Source organism: Agrobacterium sp. MCAB5 (assembly GCF_052114365.1).
In the GTDB taxonomy this organism is placed as follows: Bacteria; Pseudomonadota; Alphaproteobacteria; order Rhizobiales; family Rhizobiaceae; genus Agrobacterium; species Agrobacterium tumefaciens.
Map to the genome: position 1 here is coordinate 1 of NZ_JBFREP010000216.1, position 498 is coordinate 498.

Here is a 498-nt window from a genome sequence, read left to right on the forward strand (position 1 = left end):
AGCCTGTTTTACGCGAGATTTCGGTCATCCCTTTAGCACGCGCGACGACGCCGAGCGCCTTTGCAACATAGGCTGCATCGCCGGTTTCGAAGGCGTCGGCCATGAACGCGGCGATTTCTTCATCATCGACCAAGGCGGCAGCAGGATCATAGGTTGTCAGTTTTTCAGTCATCTTTTTCGCTCCATTCCTTGGCGAGTTTATGCGCGGCGGCAATATCACGGGCTTGCGATCCTTTGTCGCCACCGCATAAAAGCACGATGAGAACATTGCCCCGTCTCTGAAAGTAGACGCGATAGCCGGGGCCATAGTGTATTCGCAATTCACTGACGCCTTCCCCAACCGGCTCGACGTCTCCCGGCAAACCTTCTGCCAGCCGCATCAATCGCGCCGCAATGATAGTCCTCGCTCGTTTGTCCCTTAGACGGTTTCCCATTTGGCGAAAACCGCCGTCTGCTTTAGCTCGATCATGAGATTTATTGCAGTCTATAAACTACACT

Annotated in this window: 1 protein-coding gene and 1 pseudogene; both read right to left on the reverse strand. The window is 53.8% G+C overall.

Features of this window, described 5'->3' with window-relative positions:
- Positions 1-172: addiction module antidote protein (locus AB4Z23_RS28295; protein WP_441361282.1), on the reverse strand; the 172-nt coding region annotated here is incomplete at its 3' end.
- Positions 165-469, reverse strand: a pseudogene (locus AB4Z23_RS28300) (type II toxin-antitoxin system RelE/ParE family toxin). The pseudogene AB4Z23_RS28300 and the gene AB4Z23_RS28295, both read right to left, overlap by 8 nt.
- Between the last annotated feature and the right edge of the window lie 29 nt (positions 470-498).